2 protein-coding genes are annotated in these 1,811 nt (G+C 62.5%); both read left to right on the top strand.

Features of this window, described 5'->3' with window-relative positions:
- Complete coding sequence (hyi, locus tag E2H86_RS25445; protein WP_133332255.1) at nucleotides 1-774, top strand: hydroxypyruvate isomerase; 774 nt, start codon at nucleotides 1-3, stop codon at nucleotides 772-774.
- A 152-nt stretch (nucleotides 775-926) separates the two neighbouring features.
- On the top strand, nucleotides 927-1,811 hold an 885-nt coding region (locus E2H86_RS25435), incomplete at its 3' end, for a 2-hydroxy-3-oxopropionate reductase (protein ID WP_133332253.1).

Raw genomic sequence — 1,811 nt, 5'->3', positions numbered from 1 at the left:
TTGGCTGCCAACCTGTCCATGCTGTTCACCGAACAGGACTTCCTGGCCCGCTTCAAGGCGGCCGCCGATGCCGGTTTCAGCGGCGTCGAATACCTCTTCCCGTATGACTTCAGCGCTGCAGAAATCAAGCAGCAGCTCGATGCCAACGGCCTGACCCAGGTGCTGTTCAACCTGCCCGCCGGCGATTGGGCCAAAGGTGAACGTGGCATCACCTGCCACCCCGATCGCGTCGAAGAATTCCGCGCCGGGGTCGACAAGGCCATCGAATACGCCAAGGTGCTGGGCAACACCCAGGTCAACGCCCTGGCCGGCATCCGCCCGCAAGGCCCGGACTGCGCCACCGTGCGCAAGACGTTCGTGGAAAACCTGCACTACGCCGCTGACAAGCTCAAAGCCGCCGGTATCCGTCTGGTCATGGAAATGATCAACACCCGCGACATCCCCGGCTTCTACCTGAACACCACGAAACAGGCCCTGGAAATCCAGGCCGAAGTCGGCAGCGACAACCTGTTCCTGCAGTACGACATCTACCACATGCAGATCATGGAAGGTGACCTGGCCCGCACCATGGAAGCCAACCTGAACCTGATCAACCACATCCAGCTGGCCGACAACCCGGGCCGCAACGAACCCGGCACCGGCGAGATCAACTACCGCTTCCTGTTCGAACACCTGGACCGCATCGGCTACCAGGGCTGGGTAGGCGCGGAGTACAAGCCGCTGACCACGACCGAAGCGGGTCTTGGCTGGCTGAAAACCCATAACGCAATTTAAGAAACAACGCGGAACACTGTGGGAGCGGGCTTGCCCGCGAACACCGGCACAGCCGGTGCCACCCACCGAGTTGTCTGCTTCGCGGGCAAGCCCGCTCCCACAGGGGGGCGAGGCTCGCTTAAGCTATCACACATACAATGAGGTAATGTCTCATGGCTAAAATCGGTTTCATCGGCACCGGCATCATGGGCAAGCCCATGGCCCAGAACCTGCAAAAAGCAGGTCACAGCCTCTTCGTCTCCACCCATCACGACCCTGCCCCGGCCGAGCTGATCGCCGCTGGCGCAGTCGCCCTGGCCAACCCGAAAGAAGTGGCCCAGGAAGCCGAATTCATCATCGTCATGGTCCCCGACACCCCACAGGTCGAAAGCGTGCTGTTCGGTGAGAACGGCGTCGCCGAAGGCGTGGGCCCGAACAAGGTCGTGATCGACATGAGCTCGATTTCGCCCACCGCCACCAAAGCCTTCGCCGAAAAAATCAAGGCCACCGGCGCCGCCTACCTGGACGCCCCGGTGTCCGGCGGTGAAGTCGGTGCCAAGGCCGCGACCCTGAGCATCATGGTCGGTGGCTGCCCGAACGCCTTCGAGCGCGCCCTGCCGCTGTTCCAGGCCATGGGCAAGAACATCACCCGCGTCGGCGGCAACGGCGACGGCCAGACCGCCAAGGTGGCCAACCAGATCATCGTCGCCCTGAACATCCAGGCCGTCGCCGAAGCCCTGCTGTTCGCCGCCAAGAACGGCGCCGACCCGGCCAAGGTACGTGAAGCCCTGATGGGCGGCTTCGCCTCGTCGAAGATCCTCGAAGTGCATGCCGAGCGCATGATCAAAGGCACCTTCGACCCAGGCTTCCGCATCAACCTGCACCAGAAGGACCTGAACCTGGCCCTGCAAGGCGCCAAGGAACTGGGCATCAACCTGCCCAACACCTCCAATGCCCAGCAAGTGTTCAACACCTGCCAGGCCCTGGGTGGCGGTAACTGGGACCATTCGGCGCTGATCAAAGGCCTGGAGCACATGGCCAACTTCTCGATCCGCGAC

Origin of the sequence: Pseudomonas putida (assembly GCF_004357765.1) — a bacterium.
GTDB classification, from domain to species: Bacteria; Pseudomonadota; Gammaproteobacteria; order Pseudomonadales; family Pseudomonadaceae; genus Aquipseudomonas; species Aquipseudomonas putida_U.
Note: the sequence above shows the minus strand (reverse complement) of the source record. Positions and strands in the feature narration are given on the sequence as shown.